17 protein-coding genes and 1 pseudogene are annotated in these 20,254 nt (G+C 47.1%); 10 read left to right on the forward strand and 8 right to left on the reverse strand.

Going from position 1 to position 20,254, the window contains the following annotated elements; all coding sequences use genetic code 11:
• Positions 1 to 26: 26 nt before the first annotated feature.
• Both znuB and znuC read right to left on the reverse strand, forming a co-directional pair.
• Positions 27 to 812 (reverse strand): zinc ABC transporter permease subunit ZnuB, encoded by a 786-nt coding sequence (gene znuB / locus AC6I8Y_RS03750; protein ID WP_234494375.1) that lies wholly within the window; start codon positions 810 to 812, stop codon positions 27 to 29.
• Positions 805 to 1,593: a zinc ABC transporter ATP-binding protein ZnuC gene (gene znuC, locus AC6I8Y_RS03755; protein ID WP_234494374.1), complete on the reverse strand. Its 789-nt coding sequence runs from the start codon at positions 1,591 to 1,593 to the stop codon at positions 805 to 807. Before znuC ends, znuB begins: the two co-directional genes overlap by 8 nt.
• A gap of 80 nt (positions 1,594 to 1,673) precedes the next feature.
• Here znuC and znuA point away from each other — a divergent pair, with 80 nt between their 5' ends.
• Both znuA and AC6I8Y_RS03765 read left to right on the forward strand, forming a co-directional pair.
• Complete coding sequence (gene znuA / locus AC6I8Y_RS03760) at positions 1,674 to 2,558, forward strand: zinc ABC transporter substrate-binding protein ZnuA (RefSeq protein ID WP_394153502.1); 885 nt, start codon at positions 1,674 to 1,676, stop codon at positions 2,556 to 2,558.
• A gap of 190 nt (positions 2,559 to 2,748) precedes the next feature.
• Positions 2,749 to 6,195 carry a helix-turn-helix domain-containing protein gene (locus AC6I8Y_RS03765; protein WP_498020797.1) on the forward strand — a complete coding sequence of 1,149 codons (3,447 nt, stop codon included), beginning with the start codon at positions 2,749 to 2,751 and terminating at the stop codon, positions 6,193 to 6,195.
• A 16-nt stretch (positions 6,196 to 6,211) separates the two neighbouring features.
• On the opposite strand, the gene AC6I8Y_RS03770 is transcribed toward AC6I8Y_RS03765, so the two are convergent.
• From AC6I8Y_RS03770 to AC6I8Y_RS03780, 3 genes are read right to left on the reverse strand one after another with little or no spacing between them, the layout of a single operon-like run.
• Positions 6,212 to 7,156 carry a 5-oxoprolinase subunit C family protein gene (locus tag AC6I8Y_RS03770; RefSeq protein WP_498020798.1) on the reverse strand — a complete coding sequence of 315 codons (945 nt, stop codon included), beginning with the start codon at positions 7,154 to 7,156 and terminating at the stop codon, positions 6,212 to 6,214.
• On the reverse strand, positions 7,144 to 7,839 hold the full coding sequence (gene pxpB, locus AC6I8Y_RS03775; protein WP_394153508.1) for a 5-oxoprolinase subunit PxpB: 696 nt from the start codon (positions 7,837 to 7,839) through the stop codon (positions 7,144 to 7,146). The genes AC6I8Y_RS03770 and pxpB overlap by 13 nt, the downstream gene beginning before the upstream one ends.
• Entirely contained in the window at positions 7,836 to 8,582 is a 747-nt protein-coding gene (locus AC6I8Y_RS03780) for a 5-oxoprolinase subunit PxpA (RefSeq protein ID WP_394153574.1), read from the reverse strand. The genes pxpB and AC6I8Y_RS03780 overlap by 4 nt, the downstream gene beginning before the upstream one ends.
• A gap of 558 nt (positions 8,583 to 9,140) precedes the next feature.
• Between AC6I8Y_RS03780 and AC6I8Y_RS03785 the strand changes: the two are divergent.
• From AC6I8Y_RS03785 to AC6I8Y_RS03795, 3 genes and pseudogenes are all read left to right on the forward strand, one after another.
• Positions 9,141 to 9,369: pseudogene (locus AC6I8Y_RS03785) on the forward strand (FeoA family protein).
• Positions 9,369 to 11,639 (forward strand): Fe(2+) transporter permease subunit FeoB, encoded by a 2,271-nt coding sequence (feoB, locus tag AC6I8Y_RS03790; protein WP_498020799.1) that lies wholly within the window; start codon positions 9,369 to 9,371, stop codon positions 11,637 to 11,639. The pseudogene AC6I8Y_RS03785 and the gene feoB overlap by 1 nt, the downstream one beginning before the upstream one ends.
• The gene (locus tag AC6I8Y_RS03795) at positions 11,636 to 11,866 is read left to right on the forward strand and encodes a FeoC-like transcriptional regulator (RefSeq protein WP_498020800.1); all 231 of its coding nucleotides are present in this window, start codon (positions 11,636 to 11,638) and stop codon (positions 11,864 to 11,866) included. Before feoB ends, AC6I8Y_RS03795 begins: the two co-directional genes overlap by 4 nt.
• Positions 11,867 to 11,928: 62 nt before the next feature.
• On the opposite strand, the gene AC6I8Y_RS03800 is transcribed toward AC6I8Y_RS03795, so the two are convergent.
• Complete coding sequence (locus tag AC6I8Y_RS03800; RefSeq protein ID WP_394153515.1) at positions 11,929 to 12,357, reverse strand: HIT family protein; 429 nt, start codon at positions 12,355 to 12,357, stop codon at positions 11,929 to 11,931.
• Positions 12,358 to 12,444: 87 nt separating this feature from the next.
• Positions 12,445 to 14,178, reverse strand: coding sequence for an arginine--tRNA ligase (gene argS / locus AC6I8Y_RS03805; RefSeq protein ID WP_394153517.1), 1,734 nt, complete (start codon positions 14,176 to 14,178; stop codon positions 12,445 to 12,447).
• A 175-nt stretch (positions 14,179 to 14,353) separates the two neighbouring features.
• On the opposite strand from argS, the gene AC6I8Y_RS03810 reads away from it, so the two are divergent.
• Together AC6I8Y_RS03810 and AC6I8Y_RS03815 are read left to right on the forward strand one after the other, a co-directional pair.
• Positions 14,354 to 14,968: a VOC family protein gene (locus AC6I8Y_RS03810; RefSeq protein WP_498020801.1), complete on the forward strand. Its 615-nt coding sequence runs from the start codon at positions 14,354 to 14,356 to the stop codon at positions 14,966 to 14,968.
• Positions 14,969 to 15,114: 146 nt separating this feature from the next.
• Positions 15,115 to 15,936 carry a hypothetical protein gene (locus tag AC6I8Y_RS03815; RefSeq protein ID WP_498020802.1) on the forward strand — a complete coding sequence of 274 codons (822 nt, stop codon included), beginning with the start codon at positions 15,115 to 15,117 and terminating at the stop codon, positions 15,934 to 15,936.
• A gap of 79 nt (positions 15,937 to 16,015) precedes the next feature.
• On the opposite strand, the gene purU is transcribed toward AC6I8Y_RS03815, so the two are convergent.
• A complete protein-coding gene (purU, locus tag AC6I8Y_RS03820; protein ID WP_234494363.1) occupies positions 16,016 to 16,849 on the reverse strand; it encodes a formyltetrahydrofolate deformylase in 834 nt (277 codons plus the stop codon).
• Positions 16,850 to 17,189: 340 nt separating this feature from the next.
• Here purU and yoaA point away from each other — a divergent pair, with 340 nt between their 5' ends.
• Genes yoaA through AC6I8Y_RS03835 form a run of 3 tightly spaced genes read left to right on the forward strand, consistent with a single transcriptional unit; the run spans position 17,190 to position 20,209 of the window.
• The gene (yoaA, locus tag AC6I8Y_RS03825; RefSeq protein WP_498020803.1) at positions 17,190 to 19,148 is read left to right on the forward strand and encodes a DNA repair helicase YoaA; all 1,959 of its coding nucleotides are present in this window, start codon (positions 17,190 to 17,192) and stop codon (positions 19,146 to 19,148) included.
• A complete protein-coding gene (tsaB, locus tag AC6I8Y_RS03830) occupies positions 19,149 to 19,850 on the forward strand; it encodes a tRNA (adenosine(37)-N6)-threonylcarbamoyltransferase complex dimerization subunit type 1 TsaB (protein ID WP_498020804.1) in 702 nt (233 codons plus the stop codon).
• A gap of 41 nt (positions 19,851 to 19,891) precedes the next feature.
• Positions 19,892 to 20,209 carry a hypothetical protein gene (locus AC6I8Y_RS03835; protein ID WP_042476436.1) on the forward strand — a complete coding sequence of 106 codons (318 nt, stop codon included), beginning with the start codon at positions 19,892 to 19,894 and terminating at the stop codon, positions 20,207 to 20,209.
• The last annotated feature ends 45 nt before the right edge of the window (positions 20,210 to 20,254 follow it).

The following is a 20,254-nucleotide window of genomic DNA, read 5'->3' on the forward strand; positions in this document are numbered from 1 at the left end:
GGTAAAGCCTAAGAATCTGTCGAACTCTAGGCTCTTGAGGGGGCGAGTTGAGCCAGCAAGAAAAACCCTGCTGCACTGATCACCACTGATGGTCCTGCGGGTGTATCGTAGAACCAAGAGAGGCTAAGGCCACAAAAAACAGAGATGATACCAATGACAGATGCGGTAACGGCCATCTGCTCTGGTGTCACAGTAAACTTACGCGCCGTAGCAGCGGGAATGATGAGTAACGATGTCATAATCAGTGCGCCGACAAACTTCATTCCAATTGCGATAACCAGACCCACCATCAACATAATGATTAAGCGCATTAAATCGACGTTGACGCCTTCAACGGCAGCGAGATCTTCATTGACGGTCGTTGAGAGGAGTGGTCGCCAAAAAATGAATAGCAACAAGCCAATCACCGCGACTCCAGCATAGATGTAGAAAAGATCGGTCGGCGAGACAGCAAGCAGGTCACCAAACAGGTAGCTCATCAAATCGACGCGAACATTATCCAAAAAGCTTACGGCAACCAAACCTAGCGAGAGCGCACTATGTGCGAGTATCCCAAGCAGCGTGTCTGTCGCGACCAGTTTTTGCTTTTGCAGCGTCACCAAAACGATAGCGAGCGCCATGCAGCAAATGACGAGCGCGAGGTAGAGGTTAATGTTGAACAGAAAGCCGAGCGCTAAGCCCATTAGCGAGGCGTGGGCAAGCGTATCACCAAAGTAAGCCATTCTGCGCCAAACCACAAAGGATCCAAGTGGACCAGCAATCAAAGCAATGCCAATACCGGCAATAATCGAAGGAAGTAAAAACTCAATCATGATGGGCGTGTCCGTGATCATGGTGTGAACATTGTGTGGCGTCACCTTGCACTGGTTCACCTGACAGGTCGTGGTGGTGATGTAGGTGCTGATGTTGATAGAAGGCCAGTGTTTCTTGCGTAGCACTACCAAACAATGCAATGTAAGAAGGGTGCTGTCTGACCGTTTGTGGCGCACCTTGGCAACAAATGTGGTGGTGCAGACAGATAACGTTATCGGACTTTGCCATCACCAGATGAAGGTCGTGCGACACCATAAACACGGCACAATTAAATCGATGACGTATCGAATCGATGAGTTCGTAGAGGTCGATCTGACCCTGCACATCAACACCTTGCGCAGGCTCATCAAGGACCAATATATCAGGTCGTTGCAAGAGCGCACGTGCGAGCAATACGCGCTGGTTCTCACCACCAGAGAGTTGATGCATGTTGTTCTTAATTAGGTGTTCCGCTCCGACAAGCTTTAGCGCGTCGAGCCTTTCTTGAACGCTGTACTTACCGGCTAATGCCAGAAAGCGCTCCACATTAAGCGGAAGTGAATCATTGAGTTTGAGCTTCTGAGGAACATAACCAATCTTGAGTTTTTTATCGCGCGTAATATGGCCCTTGTAGCGATTTTGAAGACCCAGTATGACCTTTACCAGCGTAGACTTTCCGGCACCATTAGGACCTATTAGAGTGAGAATTTCACCACGATTTATCGTTAGGCTAATATTATCTAGAACCTTTCTCTTGCTGAACTCAACACTAACGCGGTCCAGTTTAATCAGTTCGGACATAAATAGAACTCATTTGCAATTGATACGTGTTATAATGTAACATTTCGAGCCATTACTAGCTAGAAGGATTTTGAAGCCCTATGCATCGTTACATTCCAATTGTGGCACTTACTACACTGCTTCCGCTTAAATCGCAAGCTTTTGAAGTGCTAAACAGTATTAAACCATTTGAGATGATTTCTCAGGAGCTTATCCTCGATGGGCAATCTACGTCTTCAATATTGAATGCCAACGCCTCTCCTCATGATTATGCACTCAAACCTTCTGACGTGAAGAAATTACGTAGCAGTGAACTTGTGGTTTGGTTTGGTAACGATCTTGAGAGCTTCTTATCAAAGTCTCTGGAAGGGCAGCCTAATACGGTAAAAATTGAAGCGATTGACGGGCTATCGCTGCGTGAATTTGGCGAAGATGAGCATGACCATGGGCATGAAGGTCATCATCACGGTAGCTATGATCCTCATGTATGGTTAGGCCCTGAGCAGAGCCGACAGGTTGCGCGTGCAATCTCGACCAAGCTTCAAGAGCTTGACGCTGATAATACCGAAGCTTACCAACAAAAGTTGGCGCAGTTTGAAGCTAGTCTAGATAAAACGATTGATGAAGTGAAGGCACAACTTGAGCCGGTTCGTAGTGAAGGCTACTACGTTTTCCATGATGCGTACGGATACTACGAGGAATTCTTTAAGCTCAACAACCTCGGACACTTTACCGTTAGCCCCGAGCGTAAGCCGGGCGCTAAGACACTGATCTCAATTAAGACAACGCTGCGCGAGCAGAATGTAAAATGCGTGTTCTCTGAGCCTCAATTTACCCCTGCGGTTGTTGAGTCAGTGACACGCGGGACGGGCACGCATATTGGTCAGCTCGACCCATTAGGTACTGATATTGAGGTGAAAAAAGGCAGCTACTTCACCTTCTTAAAGGCAGTTGCAGATAGCTATGCAGGGTGTCTAAGTCAGTAAAAGCCGACAAATAGCATTGCACATAATGTGAGTGCCGTTCCACAAAATGGGCGTTTAATTAAGTTTTACCTGTGATCATTTAGCCATTTAGGCGACTGAAGTCACGCTTTTCCTTTCCTAACAAAGCCAAATCCAGTAGATTTACGATAATTATCGTCGCAAATTAACTGGTTTGGCTTTGACTCTATCCTTGCTGAAAACACTTAGCTCGCCTACTACCTCGCATAAAAGAGCGGGTAGTCAAACGGTGTCTGCTCGCTCGATATTTACTTGTTTGTTCACCGCTTTGCTTTTGCTATGTCCATTAAGCCTAAAAGCGAAAGAGCTTCCTCCTGTTTTTTATCCTTTGTCATTACAAACCAATGGGCAGTTCCTAGCTGCTAAACAGTTGTTTCCAGGTGTAGAGGGAGGGCTTTGGTCCATTGATGTCCATAATCGTGTGCGCTTCTATGATGGTACTCGGTTTATTGAGTTAGAGAATCTCGCGTTCGAATACAATGACGTCACTTTTTTTGAGGGGCAGTTTTGGTATGCAAAGGCAAACAAGCTTTTTTCTAAAAAGCCGTTTGGTAACGTCGAGAAGGTTTATACCACTAAGCTTACTGAGCATATTCAATCGCTTGGAAATGGTGGTGAGCACATTTGGTTTGCGACCGACCAACACCTCTATCTTGGTATTGATTCAAGCTCTCGATTTGAATCCATTGAGATCAAGGCGTTTGAGCGCTTTTATGGTGGTGTTGGCGTTTCGGTGACCGCAGCGATAGACACTTCAGATAGCTGGTATATAGGCACCAATGTTGGGCTCTATCGTTGGCAAAACGATAGTTTGAGCTATGTGGGTAAAACACATCGTGGACAAGTCTCTCGGTTACTTGTCGAGCCCCAGTCGAATACGCTTGTCATAGGCTACCACTCCGGTGTTGAGACTTTGCCTATAGATAACAATGGTGAACGACAGTTCTTTCCATTAGGTCAACATGTACTTGCACTTGAAAGCTCCGCGACACATTTCTGGGTAGGAACGGAGCAGGGACTGTACCTTCTGGACAAAGCGTCTCAAGAAATCAAACGGGTTAAATTTAACCCTCACGATGAATTTGGTCTTGCTGGTGAGAAGATCTATGCCCTTGTCGCGGACGGTGAACTCGGTATGTGGATTGCGACGAATAACGGTGTCCGTTATTTTTCTGAATATGGTTCGCTTTTTAAACGTAGCTCGGTGTCGATTGATGAAAACCTGAATCGCTTAGAGCCCAAGCTGGAAGTGATGGACAATCCGCTTGGAGGATATTGGGTCATTACCGGAAGCGCGCTCTACTCCGTTGATGAGCGGGGTGAGTCAGCTATGGTATTTTGGGGCGCAGTGACCTCACTTGCACAGCGCGAGCAAGAGCTTTGGTTGGCCACAGACCGAGGGCTTATGCATGTAGAGCTTGGGGCTTACCAAATTACAGCAATGAATCAAACCGTAGAAAACCTCCCGGCTCAGGTCGAACATGTTGCTTTAGGGAGTGGTCACGTTTTGTGGGTCAGTGACGGTCTTCATCTTTTCAGTATCGACATCGAAACCCGCTCTGCAAAAGACTATGGGCAAGAATGGGTTGTGAGTGGTCACTTACCCGCAAAGGTGACCGAGATAAATGCACTTGGGAAGGATAGGGCCCTCATTGGCACGGATCACGGGCTCTATATCATTGAGCAAGGTCGAAGTCGTTATATTGGTGAAAGTGAGCCATTTGGAAGTGTCACAGAAATGGTTGCGCATGATAATAGTATCTGGGCTGCTAGCAGCTATGGTGCGTTTCGCTATGATACTGAGCATCAGTTATTTTCTCGACTGGAGCTTTTTCAGGATAGCACTAGACCAGTTTGTATTACTCGAAGTGATAATGCGTTTTGGCTTATTAGCTCTGCGGGACTCACCGCATACAATGATAATGGGCAGATAGTCAGACACCTAAGTGCGCCTTATGGTGTGATAAGTAATGAATTTATCAACGGTAGCTGCGCTTATAGCTCATACAGTGATCGCGTCGTTTTAGGTTCACGATATGGCATCGTAGAGTTTTCTCCCAACAAACTGCTAGATAACCCTGCGCCAACCCCTAAGGTTTTAGTCTCGCAAGTATCGGTGAATAACGAACCCATCAGCTTGGGTGATATTCAAGAGGCGGTCCACGACGTTGATTATGGCGATAGCATTGCATTGCAATTGAGCTTGTGGCCATCTAATCAAGGCCAAAGTTTGGTATACCGAACACCTGATACCGATTGGCAAACGATGCAAGGCTTCCAACTAAACATTGATAAGCCAACGCCAGGTATCCACTCCCTTGAAGTGGCCGTACTAGGTGCGCAAGAGCAGAGTCTTCCTATACGCTTCAGTTATTTAGTGCGTACTCCTTGGTACATGACGGGCATGTTCTATTCAGTCCTAGGGCTAGCATCCATACTGCTTATTGCTGGCATTATCTATTGGCGCTCAAGACGGATCCGGTTTATGAACCGCTCGTTGAAGACACAAGTCGCCTTAAAAACTGAGCAGCTTCAGCACCAGAGTCGAGTATTGGTTGGTAATAATCAGCAGTTGCGTAAGGCTTTCAAAATCCGACAACTATTGCTGCAAGAGCTGGTGGAGCAAGCGGCCCAACATAGTGCTCAGTTTAAGCTTGAGCAGATCCCTAACTGGTCAAAGAGTAAAACGCCAGATTATGATGGACTTGACAACATCAAGGCTATTTTTGATGAGGAGAGTACATCACCTGTTGTTTGCTCTGTGGTCAGTATCCTCAAGTTTACCGTCGATGCGTGGAAAAAAGAGCTGGATAGCTACGGCATAAAAGTCGAACTCGTGGTCAAAGCGAGCTGTGAGCGTGTAGTTCTCGATACGTGTAATCTCGACATCATCTTCAACTCTGTCATCGCTAATGCACTTCGAAGAATGGTTCGGGGTCAGGTGCTTAAGGTGACGGTTGATGATGAGCTAACCAAACTCAATGTTATTTTCGAAGACAATGGTTTACCTTTGCCTAACTACAACGAACAGGCCTCCACTCAATCGTTTGATGGAAAAGAGAGTCAGCTCGATTTTAGCCCTTCTAGCCTCCCAGCTCATATTCATCGCTCAGGTGGGGAGTTAAAGCCGGTCGAAAGAGGAAGCACGAATCGTTTGACACTTCGTTGGATGCTCTCTCCAGAAGAAAAGCGAGACAGTGGCTTGGGCGATATCTCAGAGCGTACAGTTGGAAAACCGATACTCGGAGTGGAGGCTTCGAAGTCGCCTGTTGAAATAAAAGTCGACAAGCATGAGCAGTGGAAGCGCCAAGTTACTCGACTAGTATCGGAGCAGTTCAATGACCCGGACTTTAGCACTGCGTCTGTATCTAAAGCTCTATTCTTGTCAGAAAGGAGCTTCCAGCGCCGCTTTAAATCGCAGTTTAACAGCACCTTTACCGATTACTTAACGGATGTTCGTATGGAAAAAGCCTGTGAGATGCTCTTGCAGGGAGAGAAGGTGTCGGACGTTGCCTTTGCGTGTGGCTTCAATGACCCATCGTACTTCTCGCAGCGCTTTAAGGTCTACTTTGGTCTTCCACCATCTAAGTTTGCCATGATGGACGTGACCGAAAGCTAGGTATTAAGCGACCTTGTTACAGATTAAAGTAGCGATAAAATGCGCGCTGCTTCAGTCTCTCCAATGGGAGGTTAGTAAGGCGTATACGTACAGCATCTCCGGGTCTCAATTGAGCCGCAACGGAAAGATCGCGAAATGCCACTACACCAAGTTTTGGATACCCGCCAAGCGTTTGATGGTCGCTTAACATGACAATAGGATTACCGTCGGGCGGGATCTGTACAGCACCACAGACAATACCTTCAGAAATGAGTGAGTGAGTATTTACTGGCTCTGACACAAGGCTTGCTTGTAGCCTGACCCCCATTCTGTTGCTGTTTGGGCTGACGTTGTAAGATTGTTGCAGAACTCTTTGCAGAAGACACCTATCCAATTGGTGATATTGAAAGCTAGGGATAATGCGAAGTGTGCGTACGCCTTCGTAATTGGGCATTGCCGTTCTGGGCATGTTATCGGAAGGAATGGATGAATTGCGGCTGGCTGACTTTAGCGAATCTCCATTAGCTAATGGCAAACCTGCTTTGATACCACCGACCCCATCGCGCTCGACGGTCGATGTGCTTCCCATGAAGGTTGCGACATCGAATCCGCCGCTTGTAGAGATATAGGTTCGACAACCCGCTCTCGGGATCGATAAATGCAACTCTTGTCCATCTCTGAGGCCAAATGGATGCCAATTGACGACTCTTCTACTATCTGTGCTCCCTGTCAGTATCTCGCCGTTGCAATCTGCGCCAGTGAGAACAAGAGTCATATCACCCTCGGCTCGGAATTTGGCACGCCCCAATAATATTTCGAGGCTGGTGCTAGACATGGTGTTACCCAGTAGTTTTTGTCCCCAACAGTGAGCATGAAGGTCTGCGGCGCCACCTTGAGTGAGTCCGTATTTACTGGCTCCAAATCGGCCTAAGTCTTGAGTCGTTATATGATGATTATCATTGATGACAATTAGGCGTCCCATAAGCGCCCTCCTAGCGACAAAAACTTCTGTTTACTAATAGCATGGAATTGCACTCGGTCACCGACTTTGAGAAGGGACTGATCAGGTGACGCTTGATTAAACAGGGGTAAAGGACAATTGCCAATAATTTGCCATCCTCCCGGAGTGTCGTTGGGATAGACGGCGGTTTGGTTGTTGGCGATACCGACACTGCCTTTTGGCACAAACGAGCGGGGTGTGACGTGTCTAGGTGCACGTATTTGCTCGGGTAGCTCTGCTAGAAATGCAAAACCAGGGGCAAAACCAATCGCACACACTGAGTAAATCGTACTGGTGTGGTACATGACTATATCTTCTCGAGATAACGACAGCGAGGCTTCTAGTGCGAGCAAATCTGGAGCAACTTCTTCACCATAATAGGTAGGCAACATAATAGGCTCACCTAACGTGTCCTTATTAATCTCATCTTTGGCAGAAATCCCCTCTACGAACTGAATGATCTGGTTGGCAGAGCCGCGAATCGGATGAAACTCAATAAGAAGCGTTGTGTAGGAGGGGGTGCAGTTGGTAATTGAGCCTGAAAACGCTTGCTCTAGCTGATTGGCGATACTGGCAATTTTCGTAGGAAGGGACGTATCTATACGGCTAGCAAAGGTTAACAGCAGTGCCGATTCACTCACTTGATCTATAGACGGCTTCTTCATGATCTAGCCTTAGCTTCAGTCTGAGCGATACGCTGTTTTAACTGACTTGCTACTTTTATAGACGCTTGGTTATCACCATGGACGCAAAGTGTATCTGGCGCTAGAAGTAATGACTCACCGTCTATGGTGGTGATTGGGCGCTGTGAAAGAAAAGCATCAGCTTGTGACAATATTTCGTCAGGCTGGTGAAGGACGGCGTTGTCGAGCTGACGAGGCGCAAGGCGACCAGAGCTCAGATACCGACGATCGGCAAATGCCTCCATAATCAAAGCAACCCCTTGCTCATCAGCAAGAGAGCGATAAGTGTTAGCTTCTGCGGTGTCCAATATCATCAAAGGCAACTCTAGCGTATGAGCGGCCTGCAACACAGCATCAAATACAGAAGCAGATGCCATCATATCGTTGTAAAGCGCGCCATGAGGTTTTATGTACTCGACGCAGGTTTGATGATGCTTTGTAACTGCTTGTAACGCACCTACCTGATAAAGGATAGAGTGAGTAATGGACTCACTTGACATGGCAAGACTGCGCCTGCCAAATCCTTGTAAATCTGGATAACCCGGATGCGCTCCTATGGTGACGTCATGTGCTTTGCAAAGTTTAACGGTTTGCGACATGTGGTCGGGGTCGGATGCATGAAAGCCACAAGCGATGTTTGCCATATCGAGAAGTGGGATAAGTTCACTATCACACCCCATACTCCATTGACCGAAGCTCTCACCAACGTCTCCATTTAACTTCATCATAGGATAATTTCCTTTTATCAGAGATAGTTAAATTATGAAGTGGTGTTTGTGTTTTTACAATTCGCGGACGGTAGGTTTGTGAGGTATTAGATAGCAGACAAAAAAAAATCGCGGCATAGCCGGGGGACCATACCGCGGGTGTCAATGACACCTTCGCTTGCTGCCGGAGTGATGTGGTCGCCCACATCACCTCTGGAATTTCGATTAACAGGAGCAGGTTGCTCTGTTGGTATTAACTATAAATAACTCGACTTAATTTCCTTATAAAAATAACGGCAAGTTACCATGAAGATTGCGACAGTTTTCTGGCTTTATGTTAAGTGATTGAAAATATGAACTTTTATTTAAATTTAGTTTTTGTGGCTGTCATTGTTTTGTCACGATAAAAGTTTTTGAGATGACATTTTGACGTAATTGACGGACATATTTTGACAAATAATACGTTTGCAATCCGGCCTAAATTGACGTAGCGCAATGCGCAAAATAAGCTTGCAACTATAAAATGACTGTTAATGTTAATATTTCTCATTACCAATCATAGTTTGGGTGAATTGAATGAAACTTGCTGATTTGAACATCGGAAGCAGTGGCAAGATTACTGCACTAACTGGGCTATCGAGTGACGTCCGTAAAAAAATTGATGGTAATGGGATTGTTACCAAACACCGAAGTAAAGGTGATTCGTCGTGCTCCTATGGGCGACCCATTGCAGATCGAAGTACGTGGCGTGTCACTAGCGGTTCGCAACAATATTGCTCAATCAATAGAAGTGGAGTCATTGTGATGAACTACACCATCCTTACTGTGGGTAATCCTAATAGTGGTAAAACAACGCTATTCAATGGCCTAACAGGTGCTAAGCAACAAGTCGGTAACTGGGCTGGCGTAACGGTTGAAAAGAAAACGGGTCAATACAGCCATGCCGGTGACCAATTTCAGCTAACGGATCTACCTGGTATCTATGCACTAGATAGCGGAAATGATGGCAACAGTATTGATGAATCTATTGCTTCTCGCGCGGTACTGACTCATCCAGCAGACCTTATTATCAATGTTGTCGACGCAACAAGCCTCGAACGCAGTCTCTACATGACGCTGCAGCTTCGTGAATTGGGTCGTCCGATGGTCGTTGTGCTTAACAAAATGGACGCGCTAAAACGCGAACGCGTCAAGCTGGATGTCGCTGGCTTAGAAAAAGCACTCGGCTGCCCAGTGCTCACGCTTTCTGCGACAGACAAAGATCAGGTACGAGCCCTGAAAGAGCGATTGCATAAAACGGTTGTGCAAGGTCTTACTCTCGATGCACTTGCGGTTAACTATGGCTCTGAAATGGAACAGGCGATCGCAAAAGTTGAGCCGACCTTTGCTGGTGAGTCAGTGAGCTCTCGCGCTTTGGCGATTCGAGCGCTAGAAAATGATGTTATGGTGCTGAACTCACTCACCTCAGAGCAGAGAGATGAGATCGAGCTGGCTTCAAACCAAGCAGAGATCGACATTGACCTTCAAGTGGCGGATACCAAGTACACCTTCTTGCATGAGCAGTGTAAAAAGCTTCGCCGCAGCGAGGGTAAACTGAGCCGAAGCTTTACCGAAAAAGTAGATGGCTTCATCCTCAATAAATGGGTTGGTGTGCCTTTCTTCTTCGTGGTCATGTATCTCATGTTCATGTTCTCCATTAACATTGGCAGTGCTTTCATCGACTTCTTTGATATCGGCGTTGGCGCACTTCTTGTTGATGGCGGGCACTACCTTCTTGATGACCACCTTCCAGTTTGGCTTGTTACTTTGATCGCCGATGGTGTCGGTGGCGGTATCCAAACCGTGGCGACTTTTATTCCCGTGATCGCTGCGCTTTATCTGTTCTTGGCGGTGCTAGAGAGCTCTGGATATATGTCACGAGCGGCGTTTGTACTTGATAAGGTCATGCAGAAAATTGGTCTGCCAGGTAAAGCGTTTGTTCCTCTAGTGCTTGGCTTTGGTTGTAACGTGCCTTCAATTATGGCGACACGAACGCTGGATCAAGAGCGTGAGCGTAAACTCGCTGCTTCTATGGCTCCATTTATGTCATGTGGCGCGAGACTGCCTGTATACGCTCTGTTTGCAGCTGCATTCTTCCCAGAAAGTGGTCAGAACGTAGTATTTGCTCTTTACCTTTTAGGTATTGTTGCAGCCGTCTTTACTGGTTTGGTGTTAAAGCACACGATTTACCCGGGCTCGAGCGATAGCCTAGTGATGGAAATGCCTGACTATGAGCTACCAACTTTCCAGAATGTGATGATTAAGACCTGGCAGAAGCTAAAGCGCTTTGTACTCGGTGCCGGTAAAACCATCGTTGTGGTTGTGACCATTCTTAGCTTCCTAAACTCAGTGGGTACAGATGGCAGTTTTGGTAACCAAGATAGCGAGAACTCAGTACTGTCAAAAGCAGCACAAGTCGTCACTCCTGTTTTTGCTCCTATGGGTGTTCAACAAGACAACTGGCCGGCGACAGTGGGTATTATCACGGGTATCTTTGCCAAAGAAGCAGTCGTCGGTACGCTAAACAGCCTTTACACCTCTAGTGAGGGTGAAGAGGGTGAATATGATCTACTGGGTAGCCTTCAAGAAGCCGTTGAATCTATTCCTGCGAACCTGGCGGATCTCAGCTACTCAGACCCACTGGGTGTCGATGTCGGTGATCTGTCTGATTCTTCGGCAGTAGCAGAAGACCAAGAGGTAGATAGCTCGATCTTTGGTAACCTTAAAGGCTACTTCGTGACCAGTAACGCAGCGTTTGCTTACTTGATCTTCATCTTGCTCTACACTCCATGTGTTGCGGCTATGGGCGCTTACGTGAAAGAGTTTGGACAGAAGTACGCGCGCTTTATTGCAGTATGGACCATGGGACTTGCCTACGGTGGTGCAACGCTGTACTACCAAGTCACTCACTTCGCTCTTCACCCGATGACGAGTGCTGTGTGGATCGTTGCAATCTTGGCAGCGGGCGCATTGGTGTGGAAACTGCTTAAGAACCAAGGCAAAAAGCAGGCACAAATGGAGATGCAAACGGCATGATTCTATCTGATTTGAAAGCGTATATTGAAGCGAACCCAGCCGTAATCCGACAAGAGCTAGCAAAGCAGTTCTCGCTCAGCGAAGACGGAGTTGATGCCATGCTTGCGGTCTGGATTCGAAAAGGAAAGCTTTCAAGGACGGAAGATTGTGATAAGAAAGGCCAGGTGATGCGCGTGCGATATCATGTGAATCAAGCCGATGCTTTATCACTGAGTGTTAAAATGTAGTCACGAAAAAGCTCCGATTTTGTCGGAGCTTTTCTTTTCTTGAACAGCCAGCTATTAGTCAATCACGCGCTTATAAAAAGCTCACTTTCCGCGAGCTGCGACTGAATACGTTGAACCAAGCTTTGTTGGTCTGCATCGCTGCGATACTCACCCTTGGTGCTTCCCCACAGTGGTCCAGGCCAAGCGATATCATTCTTAAAGCGCGCAATATGATGAACGTGAAGCTGCGGCACCATATTACCCAGTGCGCCAAAATTGAGCTTATCCGGGGTGAACAGGGTCTCTAGAGCACGGTTGACTACCTCAGACTCGATTAGAAACTGCTGCTGTTCCGACATTGGCAGGTGATGCAGCTCAGTTAAGTCCGCTTTCTTAGGCACCAAGATAACCCAAGGAACCGAGTCGTCTCTGTGTAGTAGCGCCAGACTCAATGGAAATTCACCAAGTAGGCTAGTGTCTTTTGTAAGTTGTGGGTGCAGTTCAAAGCTCATGGTAGGCGCTCATGTCGAAGTAAAAGGGACAAAAAAGGCGAGGTGCTTTCGCATCTCGCCTTCTATTATGAATGCTATTTCAATAAATTACATTCTTTCTAGTGTCTCGATACCCAGTAGCTCAAGACCTTGTTTGATAGTCTTAGCAGTTAGGGCTGCAAGTCGTAGACGGCTTTGCTTCACCGCTTCGTCTTCGGCAACTAGGATTGGGCACGCTTCGTAGAAGCTAGAGAATTGACCTGCTAGTTCGAATAGGTAGCTACACATGATGTGAGGCTGACCTTCACGAGCCACTGACTCAACCGCTTCTTCAAATTGTAGAAGCTTAGCAACCAGTGCTTTCTCTTTTTCGTCAGTGATCTTGATGTCGCCAGTAAGCTCATCCATCGACACACCAGCTTTAGCAAATACAGACGCTACACGTGTATACGCATACTGCATATATGGTGCTGTGTTGCCTTCAAATGCAAGCATGTTGTCCCAGTCAAACACGTAGTCAGTAGTACGGTGCTTAGAAAGGTCTGCGTACTTAACCGCTGCCATTGCAACTGTGTTCGCGATGTTTGCTTTCTCTTCGCTTGCAAGTTCAGGGTTCTTAGACTCGATAAGCGCGTTTGCACGCTCAACCGCTTCATCTAGAAGGTCTGCAAGACGAACCGTGCCGCCAGCACGTGTCTTAAATGGACGGCCATCTTTACCTAGCATCATACCGAACGCATGGTGCTCAAGCGTTGTTGACTCTGGCACGTAGCCCGCTTTACGAACAATTGTCCACGCCTGTTGCAGGTGCTGATGCTGACGTGAGTCGATGAAGTAAAGTACGCGATCTGCGCCTAGCTGCTCGTAGCGGTACTTAGCACAAGCGATATCAGTAGTGGTGTACAGGAAGCCGCCGTCACGCTTCTGGATGATAACGCCCATTGGCTCACCATCTTTGTTCTTGTACTCATCAAGGAAGACAACTTGCGCGCCGTCATCTTCTACTGCAAGACCTTTTTCTTTCAGATCTTGAACAATACCTGGCAGCATGTCGTTGTACATGCTTTCGCCCATTACGTCATCGCGAGTCAGTGATACGTTTAGACGGTCGTAGTTACGCTGGTTTTGAATCATAGTGACGTCAACCAGTTTCTTCCACATCTCGCCGCAGAACTCATCGCCACCTTGAAGTTTTACAACATAGCCACGTGCGCGTTCGGCAAACTCTGCATCTTCGTCATACAGTTTTTTAGACTCACGGTAAAACGCTTCAAGGTCAGAAAGTTCCATAGAGACTTCGCCAGACTCTTGTTGTACGCGCTCAAGGTTTGCGATAAGCATACCGAACTGAGTACCCCAGTCGCCGATATGGTTTGCACGAATCACTTTGTGACCCAAAAACTCTAGCGTGCGAACAACCGCATCACCGATGATGGTTGAGCGCAGGTGACCAACGTGCATTTCTTTAGCCACGTTTGGTGCTGAGTAGTCAGCAACGATCGTTTGCTGCTCTTGAGAAGCCACACCTAGGCGAGAGTCAGCCAGAGCCTCGTCTGCTTGCTGCGCTAGGAACTCTTCACTTAGGAAGATGTTGATAAAGCCAGGACCAGCAATTTCTGTTTTGCTTGCAATTCCATCTAGGTCCAAAACATCCAGAACTTTTTGCGCGAATTCTCGTGGATTAGTACCCAACTTCTTAGCAACGCCCATTACGCCGTTTGCTTGGTAGTCACCAAACTGTGGCTTTGCAGATTGGCGAACAGCCGCAGGACTGCCTGCAGGTGCGCCAGCGGCTTCTAGAGCCTGAGATACTTTGTCGTTGATCAGTGCTTGGATATTCACACGCATTTCCTTCAAAACTTGGCTTCAATTCTTGGAATTGGATTTAATCTAGTAAATTGGCGCACATAATAGCAACTTTAACGCCGCTGACCTAGGGGGAAAGTTTGTATTTTTTCTGATTCTAGCTCAATCCTGCTACTATTTGGCGTTTGATGATCAAAGTGAGCACGAAAAAATGCAACAAACCCTGATAGAAAAAGGTCTAGTGCCTTCTGCAATGTTGAATAAAATCGATGATTTTCTGGATAATATTCAGGCTTTATGCAGCCTGTTAGCTATCGATTTATCTGCTTATCAGGCGGATCATATTGCTTTGCGTATTAATGATGCTGAGCTGGCGAAAGCGGCGCATCAAGCATGGTTAGAATATGGGAAAGTGATCTCCGAGGCGCAGATCAACGGTCGTCCAATTATCGTGCTTGAGTTCGATAACGCTGTTCAAAGTCATGGCTGGTCCATTGAATGTCTAGAATTGCCTTACCCTGCGATTGGCAAAACACACCCAGTAGAGGATTGGGAACATGTTGAATTTGTGGTGCCATCAAATGCGCTGACCGCTGAGGCCTTTTTGCAAGATCTCTATAAGCTGTTTCCGAACCTTGAGCGCCAGCTTGAGCAAGCGAAACAGCAAGGGGTAAAGGTCAAGTTATCGAGCCCGAAAGGAGAAGGTGAGCGTCTGGTTAACCCAACGGTCGCGTTTAAACTCAATAACATCTGCATCAAGCTCCACCCTCACAGTTTGAAAAATATCGTCGCTTCTGAGCAAGAGGACGTTTCTGAAAAAGAATAAGTGACGGCGCTCTTAATCTGACATCCTAGTGAAAAAGGTTACTTGCGTGGTTAACAGTTAAACACGGTAAAGACACCTTCATACCAATGAACGCGCGTCGGCAAGCTACAATTGAAAAACGTATTCAGATTGTAAGGAAACGACGCGTGAATCTAAACAAGATGGTTGGTGATAGTACAAGGCTTGTTGGTATTGTGTTGATGTTGTCTTGCTTGCCAATGGCGATTCATGCCAAAGACTTTGACTTCGACAACCCTCAATGTGATGTCAAAGCATCTCGCAGTGTCACCAATGATCATCTCACACTTAACCTCAACTTCTGCAATCAACTAACACTTCACGACGGCAAGCTAGCCACGTGGACCGATGCGCGCATACAGCCCTATTTGTCCGCATCAAAACGCTGGTTAGAGGTGATTCTTTCCGTTGATGGGGTTGAGCAGCACAGGCTAGATATTGACTTCTACGTGGTGCCCATGGACAACGCCAACGGTATGGCGGGACCAGAAGCCGAAATTGACGTTAATTGGCGTTTAATCCCAACCGAAGGCTCGGTATTTATTGGCAGTCACACCTACGAACCTGGCTTTGATCAGGTGGAGTTCAATGCCAATATTCTGCATGAAATGGGGCATGTGTTTGGCATCGGTGCGTATTCCATGGACTACACACGTCACGACGGACAGCTCGGTAAGGTGTTTATGGTGCGCGATAGCCAAGCGGTGAAGCGCTTTAATGAGCAATATGATGTGGATTATCGTGAGCTGCCAATCAGTGATGATGGGGGGCATCTTTACGACTCTAAATGGAGTGAAGACAAAAAACGCTACGATAAGAATGGTCGCCCAGTGCCAGACATGAGTGCAGAGTTGATGGCAAATGGCAACCTGATAGGTCCGGTGACATTGGGAGTGCTCGATGACTTAGGTTATCGGGTGGATTATTCGAAAGGTGACACCTACCAGTAAATGTCGACCCTATGAAAGAGAAAAAGCCCTTCATACTAAGATGAGAAGGGCTTTTAATATAATGAAATCAGATAGATAATTACAAAATCACTGTCTTGTTTCCGTAGACGAATACGTGGTCATTGACCACTTTATTGAGCGCCTTAGATAAGACATTCTTCTCTACGTCACGACCCGCTTGTGCCATATCAGCAGCGCTGAAGTTATGGTCGACAGGAATAACGTCTTGCTTAATGATCGGACCTTCATCCAAGTCGTTGGTAACAAAGTGCGCGGTCGCACCAATGATCTTCACGCCGCGATCATACGCTTGCTGATAAGGTTTCGCGCCGATAAAAGCAGGCAAGAAACTGTGGTGGATGTTAATGATCTTGTGATGGTACTTCTCAACGAAAGTCGGCGTCAGTACGCGCATGTACTTAGCTAACACTAGGTAGTCTGCTTCGTATTGGTCAATGGCTTCCAACATTTTTGCTTCGTGCTCTTCGCGGCTAAGACCTTCGTGAGACACACAGTGATACGGAATATCAAACTTCTCTGTTAATCCCTGGAGGATGTCGTAGTTGCCGATAACTGCCGCGATCTCGACGTCTAGGCTGCCATCGAAGTTTTTCATCAGGATATCACCAAGACAATGTGCTTCTTTGGTCACTAAGATCACGATGCGTTTACGAGATGAATCTACCAGTCTGCGTTTAGTGCCTTCAGGAAGGGCGTGGTCTAGGTCTGCTAAGAAGGTCTCGTCATTGAAGTAACCTTCAAGCTCGGTACGCATAAAGAAATGACCGCTGGTGTTATCCACAAATTCGTTGTTGTGAATAATGTTTAGCTGGTGCTTGTAACAGATGTTAGTGATCTTTGAGATCAAACCTGGCGCATCGTTGCAATGCGTCAATAAGGTCTTCTTTTCCATGATTTACTGCTTCCGTGAAAATGTCATTCATACCTCGTGGTCACTCAAACTATTTATTTGGTGTGTCAGTGATTATGCAACTCAATGAAAGGCATTGGAGGTTTGCTCACTCGAGGATTTAATCTTTGCTGCGTGTTATCAAGGTTGTACGCAATATAACCGACATTATTAATCTATTCTGAGCAAGGTTTCAACAAAAGAAGTCTGCCGCACTAGTGGCAAAGGCTCTAGAAAGCCAGATTTCGATGCAATCTAGCAGCCCTAACCCCTATCAAATCGGTTTTTTAACTGCTGGTGGTTTGGGTATACTACCCCCATTCTTTATTAGCAGTGGTACCAAATGGGTTCACGAACAATCACCAAAGCGTTTGCCTCTGATGGTGCGCTAGGGCAGGTCATACCGGGGTTTCAACCACGCCAACCGCAGCTGGATATGGCGAATGCCGTTGATGAAGCTATTGAGCATCAAACGCAGCTGGTAGTCGAGGCTGGCACGGGCACGGGTAAGACATTTGCTTATCTCGTTCCTGCGTTACTGAGTGGAAAAAAGACGATCATCAGTACCGGCTCGAAAAACCTGCAGGAGCAGCTGTTCCACCGAGATCTGCCTTTGATGGTTGAAGCTTTGGGCTTTCATGGAAAAGTGTCACTGCTGAAAGGTCGTTCTAACTATTTGTGTTTGGATAGGCTGAGTCGACAAATGGTCGAAAGCCACACTACTGAAACGCAAACTGATCTGCTTTCCCAGCTGGTTAAAGTGCGAACCTGGTCCTCGGAGACCAAGTCAGGCGATTTAGGTGAGTGCGATGCTATTGCCGAAGATAGCCCAATCATCCCGACCATTACCTCAACCAATGACAATTGCCTAGGCAAAGAGTGTCCGAGTTACGAGGATTGCTTTGTACTCAAGGCAAGAAGGCGAGCGCTCGACTCCGATGTTGTGGTCGTGAACCATCACTTGTTTATGGCGGATTTGGCGATCAAAGAGACTGGCTTTGGTGAACTGATACCAGAAGCTGACGTGTTTATCTTCGATGAAGCTCACCAGATCCCTGATATTGCTAGCCAGTACTTTGGACAATCAGTTTCTAGCCGACAGATCCAAGATCTGTGTAAGGACATTGAGATCGGTTATCGCACTGAAGCGAGAGATATGCGTCAACTGCAAAAAGCAGGGGAACGTCTGTCTCAAGCAGCGATGGATATGAGAATTGTGCTTGGTGATACCGGTTTTCGCGGTAACTGGCGAGATGCAATCGCTTCGCCGAGTATTAAGCGTGAGATGGAAAGACTCACCGATGCTTTGGACTTCGTGATTGATGTACTCAAGCTTGCCCTTGGTCGCAGTCAACTTCTCGATACCGCATTTGAACGCGCTAACCTCGTAAAGGGCAGGATCGAGCGAGTCTGTGATGTGACGATTCCTGGCTACTCCTACTGGTACGACACATCACCGCGCCATTTCAGTTTGCATATCACCCCTTTAACGGTGGCCGATAAGTTTCATGAGCAGGTTGAGATGAAAGGGGGCGCTTGGATATTTACCTCCGCCACACTCGCTGTATCGGATGATTTTGGTCACTTCACCTCGCGATTGGGCTTAGTGCCCAAAAAGCAGTTTTCATTACCAAGTCCGTTTGATTACCCAAGCCAAGCAAGACTCTGTGTGCCTCGTTACTTGCCAGAGCCCAACAGTAATGGTCTGGCTGATAAACTTGTAAGAATGCTTACCCCTGTTATTGAGCAAAACCAAGGACGCTGTTTCTTTTTGTGTACGTCGCACAGCATGATGCGTGAGCTTGGGGAGAAGTTCCGAGAGACACTATCACTGCCCGTGTTATTGCAGGGGGAAACCAGTAAGCAGAAAACCCTGGCTGAGTTTATGGAGCTTGGGAATGCCTTGCTGGTGGCAACAGGTGCATTCTGGGAAGGAATAGATGTTAGAGGTGACACCTTGAGCTGTGTTATCATCGACAAATTACCGTTTACCGCACCGGATGATCCGTTACTTAAAGCGCGGATCGAGGATTGTAAGCTGCAAGGGGGAGACCCATTTCAGCAGGTTCAGATCCCCGATGCGGTGATTACGCTTAAGCAGGGTGTTGGACGTTTGATACGCGATCAAAAAGATCGTGGTGCACTGATTATTTGCGATAACCGATTAGTGACCAGAGACTATGGAGCGACCTTCCTGTCCAGTCTCCCACCGATTCCCCGAACTCGAGACCTGGGCGTGATTAAAACGTTTTTAGCACAAGGCGAAGCACCGAGTGCAGCAGAAGAACAAATTGAGAAATAAATGACTTACAAAATCTTAGCTATCGATACCGCAACAGAAAATTGCTCAGTAGCGCTTCTAGTTGGCGACAAGACATACTCACGCAGTGAACTCGCGCCGCGCGACCACACTAAGAAAGTACTGCCAATGGTAGATGAACTGCTGAAAGAGGCAGATCTAACCTTGACTGATCTTGATGCGCTTGCGTTTGCACGTGGTCCAGGTAGCTTTACTGGTGTGCGTATTTGTATTGGTATCGCGCAAGGTTTGGGTTTTGGTGCAGATCTGCCGATGATCGGCATTTCGACATTAAAAGCGATGGCGCAAGGGGCCTATCGTATCGCCCAAGCAACCAACGTAGCGAGTGCTATCGATGCACGCATGAACGAAGTGTACTGGGGTCGTTTCGAGCGTCTAGAGTCAGGAGACTGGCAAGAGGTTGATCAAGAGCAAGTCATTCCGCCGAGTGTTCTTGTCGAAAATATCGTGGCAGACGAGCATAAATGGACAACCGCTGGTACAGGTTGGGATGCATACTCAGAATCACTATCAACACTGGCGATCACCACTCAAGCTTCAGAGGTTCTCTACCCAGAGGCACAGGATATTGCTTATCTCGCTCAGTTCGAGTTAGCAAAGGGCAACACAGTCCCAGCTGAAGAAGCTAGCCCAGTTTATTTGCGTGATACTGTTGCATGGAAAAAGCTGCCAGGCAGAGAGTAACGAAGGAGAGGGCTAGTCCACAGCGCTAGCCCAACTTGATTATGGTCTCGATTAACGGCTTACCTTCCATACCCAATCAGCGCAAGACACAGAAAGCCAATGCAAAAAAGGCAGTGTCGAAAGCGTCTACATCTCAATCTTCGCAGTCAACCAGCCAATCGACGCAGGTCACGAAAGTGGCGCAAGCGGTCGCGCATTCAGTAAAGCATTTATCCGATGCTGACATGGCAAAGGCTCAGGTTCAGTATGATCTCCCGGAGGGTCGATCGAAAAAGGCTCTGGAAGAGTATATGAATGTTATGAATCGAGCCAAAAGAGAGGAACTCGAACAGTTGCTTGGTGTCGATATCTATATATGATAATAAGAGTTATTTGCTTTAACTGTAACTTGCTTTAATTAGGGT

Source organism: Vibrio sp. KUL78, assembly GCF_059725505.1.